Annotated in this window: 8 protein-coding genes; all 8 read right to left on the reverse strand. The window is 30.1% G+C overall.

Annotated elements, in window-relative coordinates:
• Window positions 1–41 precede the first annotated feature (41 nt).
• Entirely contained in the window at window positions 42–545 is a 504-nt protein-coding gene (locus CEE44_05420; GenBank protein TKJ16565.1) for a protein-tyrosine-phosphatase, read from the reverse strand.
• Window positions 546–920: 375 nt separating this feature from the next.
• A complete protein-coding gene (gene prmC / locus CEE44_05425; GenBank protein TKJ16566.1) occupies window positions 921–1,766 on the reverse strand; it encodes a protein-(glutamine-N5) methyltransferase, release factor-specific in 846 nt (281 codons plus the stop codon).
• Between the two features lie 54 nt (window positions 1,767–1,820).
• Window positions 1,821–2,879 carry a peptide chain release factor 1 gene (locus tag CEE44_05430; protein TKJ16567.1) on the reverse strand — a complete coding sequence of 353 codons (1,059 nt, stop codon included), beginning with the start codon at window positions 2,877–2,879 and terminating at the stop codon, window positions 1,821–1,823.
• Window positions 2,872–3,774, reverse strand: coding sequence for a hypothetical protein (locus CEE44_05435; GenBank protein TKJ16568.1), 903 nt, complete (start codon window positions 3,772–3,774; stop codon window positions 2,872–2,874). Before CEE44_05435 ends, CEE44_05430 begins: the two co-directional genes overlap by 8 nt.
• 2 nt (window positions 3,775–3,776) lie before the next feature.
• A complete protein-coding gene (locus CEE44_05440) occupies window positions 3,777–4,472 on the reverse strand; it encodes a thymidylate synthase (FAD) (GenBank protein TKJ16569.1) in 696 nt (231 codons plus the stop codon).
• Between the two features lie 368 nt (window positions 4,473–4,840).
• Window positions 4,841–5,419 carry a thymidine kinase gene (locus CEE44_05445; protein ID TKJ16570.1) on the reverse strand — a complete coding sequence of 193 codons (579 nt, stop codon included), beginning with the start codon at window positions 5,417–5,419 and terminating at the stop codon, window positions 4,841–4,843.
• Window positions 5,420–5,840: 421 nt separating this feature from the next.
• Complete coding sequence (locus CEE44_05450) at window positions 5,841–6,062, reverse strand: 50S ribosomal protein L31 (protein TKJ16571.1); 222 nt, start codon at window positions 6,060–6,062, stop codon at window positions 5,841–5,843.
• 544 nt (window positions 6,063–6,606) lie between these two features.
• Window positions 6,607–7,857: a transcription termination factor Rho gene (locus CEE44_05455; GenBank protein ID TKJ16572.1), complete on the reverse strand. Its 1,251-nt coding sequence runs from the start codon at window positions 7,855–7,857 to the stop codon at window positions 6,607–6,609.
• Window positions 7,858–8,124 lie beyond the last annotated feature (267 nt).

Below are 8,124 nucleotides of genomic sequence, written 5' to 3' on the forward strand. Positions count from 1 at the left end.
ATCACTTCCTATCGCTATCTTCATCTAATATCTCACCACCATTATTTATTATTTTCTTCAAGAATTTTATCTAATATCTTTTCTAAGTTTTCTTTCAACTCTCTTGCTACAATTCGATAAAATTCTATAGGTCTACCAAGAGGGTCAACTATTTCATAGTTCTCGTTAGTTTTTTGTATACTTTTAAATTCGCCAATCTGAGCAAATTCTTTAATCAAATAAATTTTATCTTGAGCAAAGGTAAATTTTGTTCTAATATAATCTTTATGTGTATTGGACATAACCAAAATTATATCTGCCTTTTTAACCAAATCTTCTTGTACTTGGGTGGCTATTTGTCGCGAAATATCAACACCTTGCTCAACCATAACCTTAATTGCTTCAGAAGTGGGTCGCATACCCTGCAGAGCAAAAATTCCAGCTGATATAATATTAAATCTGGTATCATCCTCTGTTCTTTCTTTTAACATTTTTTTAAATATACCTTCCGCCATAGCGCTTCGGCAGGTATTACCGGTACAGATAAATAAGATGGTTTTGATCATTTTAAATTACCTTTATCCTTTGGCAATATAATTGCAACATACTTAATGACTTAATTTTTCACACCTTCTAAACTAAAAAACTTAAAGCGAAAAGCGCAAAACCATAATTTAAAATTCAAAACTTTTTATTTCGTATCGTATGATGTTTATTGCGTATTGCGTTTGAATTTGTTTTTATAGATTATTCTATTCATTTCTAAGGTTCGGTAAACGGACCACTATTAAACTAAAACGTATAATTATAAGCGATAAACGTAATTTAAAACTTAAAAATTTCCTCAATTTTAAATTTTGAGCTATAGCTTTGCGTTTTGCGCTTTTCTTTTTTCGCTAAATACTCTATACGCTATACGCTAAACGCTCTACGCTAGTTATTTATTTTCTGTATGCTATTACTACTCTCTCTATCCCCAAATAATCATTTATAACTTCTATATTTTGATTAAAGCTATTCTCTCTAATAATTAATTCTTCAACTATTTTCGACTGATTTATACCTACTTCTAATGCTATAAAACCGCTTTTTTTTAAATAATAAGGGCTTTTCTTTATAATTTTGCGATAATAATCTAAACCGTCAATTCCTCCAGATAAAGCAATCTTAGGTTCATTATCTTTTATTTCGGGTGGCAATAATTTAAAATTGTAAGAATCTATATAAGGAGGATTTGAAATAATTCCATCTAAGCTGTTTTTTTCAATTCTACCGATAAAAGGTTCAAATAAGTCTCCCTGTAGAAATATAATTTTATCTTTACTATCATGTTTTTGAGTATTTTTTAATGCTACTTGCAAAGATTTTTTAGAAATATCGGTTGCGTAGATGATAATATTTTCTATAAATTTAGCTATACTTATAGCAATTATACCTGTACCGGTTCCTAAATCTACTACCTTTAAATTATTAGAATATTTATAATTTTTTAATCTTTTGATAACTTCGTCTACTAAAATCTCTGTTTCCGGTCGAGGGATTAAAACTCCTTTTTCTACCAAAAAATCCATCCCCATAAATTCTTGATGTTTAGTTATATATTGGAGGGGAATTTTATCTATTCTTTTTTGAATCTTTTTCCCTAATTGTTTTTTTTCTATATCTTTTAATATTCTTTCAGAATTCAAATATATTTCACTTCTGCTCATTCCTAGAAAATAATTTAATAGAATTTCCGCTTCTCTTCCTGGATTTATTATTCCCTTATTTTTAAATATTTTACGAATATTTTTTAAGGCTTGCCCTACAGTTTGAAATTTATACTCATTTACCCCATTATTTTATACTTCGCTGCTCTTTTTTAATTTTTCTGAAAGATTGACTACCAAATCATTTAAATTTCCTTCTAATACTTCTTCTAAATTATGTAAATTTAAACCAATACGATGATCGGTTATTCTATTTTGAGGGAAATTATAAGTTCTAATTCTTTCACTTCTATCTCCTGTGCCCACCTGGCTTTTTCTCTTCTTAGCAAGCTCATTATGTTTTTCTCTTTCTGCCATATCTAAAAGCCTTGCTCTTAATATTTTTAAAGCCTTAGCTTTGTTCTTATGTTGGGATTTCTCATCCTGGCAGGTGACTACCAATCCGGTGGGAATATGGGTAATCCTTATTGCTGAATCTGTAGTATTAACGCTTTGCCCTCCAGGACCGGTAGAACGAAAACGGTCAATTTTTAAATCATTTGGACTAATTTCCAGTTCTACCTCTTCTACCTCAGGAAGTATAGCCACCGTAACAGTTGAAGTATGTATCCTTCCGCTTGATTCGGTAACAGGAACACGTTGAACTCGATGTACTCCACTCTCGTGTTTTAACTTTCCGTATACTTCTTTTCCTATTATGTCAAATATTATCTCTTTAAATCCTCCGATTCCGGTAGGACTAGAACTCATTACTTCAGTTTTCCATCCATTATTTTCTGCAAATCGAGAATACATTCTAAAAAGGTCACCGGCAAAAAGTGCAGCTTCGTCACCTCCGGCGCCAGCTCTTACTTCTACTATGCAATTTTTTTTATCGTAAGGGTCTTTGGGGAAGATAATTTCTTTTAACTCAATTTCTAAATTTGATTTCTTCTCTTTTAATTTTTCTAATTCTTCATTTATTAATTTTTTAAATTCTACATCTTTTTCTTTTGGTAATAATTTTGAATTTTCATCAATCTCTTCTATTATGCCCTTATATTCCTTGTATTTTAAAACTGCTTTAGAAATATCAGAGTGCAACTTTGCACATTTCTGAAATTCAACTTGATTAGCAATAATTTTTGGGTCAGAAAGATCTTTATTCAATTCTTCGTATTTTTTCTCTAATTCTTCTAATTTTTCAAACATTATTTACCACTTCAGATTTTATATTTTTATTTTCTTCGGGCAAAACACCTTTTAATGCGTTTATAGCCACCTCAATCTGAGCATCATCAGGTTCGCTGGTAGTGAGTTTTTGAAACCATAATCCGGGCATCACCGCCCATTTTACAAAAGTTTTATTCATGTTTTTTGCTGATAATTTTAAAATTTCATAAGACAAACCGGCTATTAGAGGAATTATAGCAATTCTATAGGCTATTCTTAAAAGCAATGTTTGCTTCCCCAGCAAAGAAAATACTAAAATACTTATTACTAAAACTATAAAAATAAAGCTTGTTCCACATCGAGGATGTAAAGTACTGTATTTTTTCACATTAATTATGTTAAGTTCTTCGCCTGATTCATAGGTATATATCACTTTATGTTCTGCTCCATGATATTCAAACACTCTTTTAATATCTTTTATTTTAGATATAAAAAACAGATAAGTTATAAATATTCCAATTCTTAACATTCCTTCGAACAAATTATATACAATTAAATTAGCAAGATATTTATCTAAGTATCTAGCTATTGCCGTAGGAAAAGCTATGAAAAAAACTATAAATAGCCCAAAAGCAATTAGAATTGTAAAAAACATTTCTACGCTATTTATTTTTTCTTCTTCACCTGTTGCCTGTTCTGCAGAATAAGTTAATGCCTTCAAACCAAGAACCAAAGACTCAATTAAATTAATTATTCCTCTAAAAATAGGCCATTTAAGAAATTTCATCTTATTGGATAATGATTTTAATTTACCTATTTTTAAAATTATTTCTTTATCTGGTTTACGAACAGCAATGGCATATTTTAAAGGAGATCTCATCATTACTCCTTCAATTACCGCTTGACCACCATAATTACAGTCAGCATTTTTCATTATTATCCATTTACTCCTTTTTCTTTATTTTTAGACCAGGGTTTACCACAGGATAATTCCCCTTCGGGGCAAGGTCCTAAAATGCAAGGCGGCCCGGCATTTTCAAATATAGTTGGGGCAATTTTTTTAACTTCTCTTAACATATTCATAGCAACTTCTCTAATCTCCCATTGAGCTCTATTGCAACATCTTAATTTAAAGATAAGCAGTAATTCCCGTGCATTTGCAGATATTATCATTTTAGTTGTAACCGCCTGTGGCAAAATATATCTTGCATCTTCTGCTTCTATATTATGATCTAATAATATATGGTAAATTCTGTCTAATTTTTTAATAGCATTGATAAATATTTTATTTAATTTTTCTTCCTGCGCAATAGATTTTGGAACAATATAAGGAAATCCTTTTTCACTTATTTTAACGTACCTTTGGCTTTGTTGAGAAAAAGAAGCAAGCCGATGTCTTACTAACTGATGAGAAGTGACCCGGGAAATTCCTTCTATAGCAAAAGTAAAAGTGGCATGCTCTAAAACAGAATAATGTCCCAATTTTATTATCTTTTTAATTAAGTTTGTTCTGGATTTATCAGTAAACTTTTCATTTAATTCATCAATACCTAATTCAGAATAACATAATCTTGCTGACTGAGCTACTATTTTTTCAGGGTCTTTAGTGTAATTTATCAACCTAACTTTCATAGAATTAAACTCCTGTAACTAAAAACGTAAAGCGAAAAGCGAAAAACCATAATTCAAAACTCAAAACTTATCTTCCTCTTGAGAGTTAATATACTTGAACGCAATATATTTGCTAATTCTTTTATTTCGTTTAAAAGTATTCTTCTGTTTGTTATTTATTTTCTTAGTATCTTTCGGTAAATTAGTCCAATATATATTCTCTATTATAAGATTTAAAGTAATAATCAAAAAAACCGTCCTAATATTTTAAGTTTTAAGCTAGGGTTTTGCGTTTTGCACTTTTAGTTTTTCGCTAATTCTGCTCTCACTTCATGCCCGCGCCTATACGCTATACGCTCTACGCTAGTTCCGCGATACGATATACGAAACTATTTCTTTAGTACTACATGGCATTTCCGACATCTCGCTTCATAACTTTCTTTTGCTCCAATCAATATGGTTGGATCGCTATACTTTGCTGGCTGACCATTTACTAATCTTTGAGTCCTGGAAGCAGTATTACCACAAATTATACATATTGCTTGTAACTTATCTACATATTCTGCTACTGCAAGCAATTTAGGTATCGGGCCAAATGGTTCTCCCCTAAAATCCTGGTCTAAACCTGCAATGATTACCCTTTTCCCTTGATCTGCAAGTTCTTGGCAAATGGATACAATATCATCATCATAAAATTGAGCTTCATCAATAGCGATTACCTCAGTATCCGGTTCAATACTTTCTAAAATTTCTTTTGGCTTAGTAATATTTATAGCTTCAACCTTAGTGCCATTATGTGAGTAAATATACTGAACAGCGTATCTATTATCAATTGTTGGTTTAAATACCTGAACCTTTTTTTTAGCAATTTGAACTCTACGCACTCTTCTTATTAATTCTTCACTCTTCCCGCTAAACATACTCCCACATATAACTTCGATCCAACCAGTATTTTCACCTTCACGCATTTTTTCCCTCCTCTGCACTATAAAATTAGTCGATAGTGAACAGTCGTTAGTCTTTAGCTTAAAACTTAAAACTTTTTTCGTATAAAGTACTGCTTTTAAAGTAGGGGGTCGGATTTATCTGACCCGTTTTCATTGCGGATTCGATGCCTGCCTGTGTGTTTCCGCACGCTGACAGGCATCGAATCCTACGAAAAAAGAAAATTCCTATACAATTAAATTAACATAAAAAAGACAGAACCCTATAAAAGCTCTGTCTTTTTTTAAATAGATTCATCATTTTATTACAAATGTTCTTGAATAATATCTTTTTCTCTTTCATACTTTTTATTCTTGTAATCATTTATCAAAAACTTTTTTATTTCTTTTTTAATGGTATATTTATTTTTGAAATTATTTAAATATTTTTATGGCAACACCTTAATTAATTATCACTATCTTCATCATTGGTTAAATTATATTTTTTATTAAATCTCTCAACTCTTCCCGCAGTATCAATCATCTTTTGTTTACCGGTAAAAAAGGGGTGACAGACAGAACATATTTCTACTTTCATGTTCTTTTTGGTAGAACCGGTTTCAAAGCTGTTACCGCAAGCACAACTTATTATTGATTTTTCATATTTTGGATGTATATCTTTTTTCATTTTTCCTTTCCTCTAACTTCCTTTTCTTTATATTTAATAGATTAAAAATATAGAAATTATAACATATAATTATTTTAAGGTCAAAGTTTAATTCGTATCTCGCTAAAAATTAGTTAGTTAGTTACCTGGTTAAGAAAATAAAAGAAAAAAACCAGGAGTCAGAATAAATTCGTATCGCGTAAAGAGAAAAAACTCAAAAAAAATAGTAACCATCATATTCGTATCGCCTATATTATATCAGCTATTTCCGTAAAAAAAAGATAAAAACAATAATTACAACTATTTTTTCTATATATCCTATTAAAGTTTACACTAACTTCGTATCTCGTGAATCGTATCTCGTTTTTTTAATGTACAGCCTATAGAATATAGAATAATAAAAATTACAAAAGTCATAGAAGTCAGAATCCAAAATAAAATTGGTATTGTGTATTGATTAAATAAAAAAATAAAAACAATAAAAAAACTATTATCTCCTTTTTCTAGGTGCCACACTAAATTTACACTATCTAAAATTTTTTTTGTTTCTACTTAAAATATTTTATTAAATATCCTGTTCTTTAATAGAATCTAAAAACTCTTGATTGTTCTTTGTCTTTTTTAATTTATTAATCACTAATTTTACCGCACCCAGAGATGATTGCGAAGACAGCGCTCTTCTTAGTAACCATATTTTCTGTAAATTTTCTTTTGGTAGTAACAATTCTTCTTTTCGAGTACCTGATTTCCTAATATCAATTGCCGGAAATATTCGATTTTCAGAAAGTTCTCTATCTAACCTTAATTCCATATTGCCAGTACCTTTAAATTCCTCAAATATTACATCATCCATTCTGCTTCCTGTCTCTACTAAAGCGGTTGCAAGTATAGTCAAGCTACCTCCCTCTTCAATATTTCTCGCTGCTCCAAAGAATCTTTTTGGTAAATAAAGAGCACTTGAATCTAAACCACCAGATAGAGTTTTTCCACTTGTTGGAATAGTTTGATTGTAAGCGCGCGCTAATCTCGTAATGCTATCTAATAATATGACTACATCTTTTTTTTGCTCTACTAACCTTTTAGCTCTTTCCAAGACAATTTCCGCTATTTTTATATGATTACTTACAGGTTGGTCAAAAGTAGAGCTTATTACTTCAGCTTTCACTGATCTTTGCATGCCAGTTACTTCTTCTGGTCTTTCATCAACTAATAAAACCATAAGGTTTATTTCTGGATGATTAGCAGTTATCCCATTTGCAATCTTTTCCAGTAAAATTGTCTTACCTGCCTTTGGAGGGGAAACTATTAGACCTCGTTGACCTTTTCCAATTGGTGAAAATATATCAATAATTCGTGTTGATAGTCCGCCTAATTTATTTTCTAATTTTATCATCTCTTCGGGAAAAAGAGGAGTAAGGTTTTCAAAATCTATTCTTTCTTTAGATAATTCTGGATCTTCATGGTTAACTGCTTCAATTTTCAATAAAGCATAATATCTTTCTCCTTCTTTAGGAGGTCTAACCTGGCCTGACACAAGATCACCAATACTAAGATTAAATCTTCTTATTTGAGAAGGAGAAATATAAATATCATTTTCGCCTGGTAAATAGCCTCCTGTTCTTAAAAAACCAAATCCCTCATTCATAATCTCCAAAATCCCTTCAGAAAACATATAACCCTTCTTCTCTGTTTCAGCTTGTAAAATTTTGAAGATCAAATCCATCTTTTTTACTCTGGAAAAATTGTTAATATTATATTCTTTAGCAATTTTACATAAATCGTTAATCTTTTTTTCCTTTAATTCTGTTAAGAGCAAATTGCAAGACCTCCCTTTTAATATAATTAGAGTTTATAAATATTTTTGCATTTTTTCAGACATTAATATATTTTTAAATTAACATAGTATCTATTTTTATAATGAATTTATCAATAAATTGCTTATGTGAAAAGCTATTTATAGCTTGTAAGAGTAACTAATACTTTCCCATCGTACTTTTTAATAAAAATGATAAACTTTAAGTAGTAATAATTTTTAGAAAATTCATTAAAAAGGGTGCTATTGAAGATTTATCCTTTTTATATA

It is taken from the genome of Candidatus Woesearchaeota archaeon B3_Woes (assembly GCA_005222965.1).
In the GTDB taxonomy this organism is placed as follows: Archaea; Nanobdellota; Nanobdellia; order Woesearchaeales; family B3-WOES; genus B3-WOES.